General features: G+C 42.3%; 1 protein-coding gene. It reads left to right on the forward strand.

The window, feature by feature from the left end:
• Window positions 1-148: 148 nt before the first annotated feature.
• A partial coding sequence (locus DW949_RS13850; RefSeq protein ID WP_233539617.1) for a hypothetical protein occupies window positions 149-312 on the forward strand: 164 nt, incomplete at its 3' end.

Raw genomic sequence — 312 nt, forward strand, 5'->3', positions numbered from 1 at the left:
AAAAATCTTATATTTTTTATTGTCCTCTTGACGGGGAGCAGTTCACATATAGAGTTATGTTGCTGCAGCCTCTTTTTGGCTCTTTATGAAATAACGAAACATTATATCTGCGCTTTAACATTTAGTTACGTTTTAGGAGGAGTTTCCAATGGCAATGAAAATGATGACCATGGACGGCAACACGGCTGCCGCCTATGTGTCCTATGTATTTACCGATGTAGCAGCCATTTATCCGATCACGCCGAGCTCGACTATGGCAGAAAAAATGGATGAATGGGCAACCAAGGGCGTCAAGAATATGTTCGGCCAGGT

Origin of the sequence: Megasphaera sp. AM44-1BH (genome assembly GCF_003467125.1) — a bacterium.
In the GTDB taxonomy this organism is placed as follows: domain Bacteria; phylum Bacillota; class Negativicutes; order Veillonellales; family Megasphaeraceae; genus Megasphaera.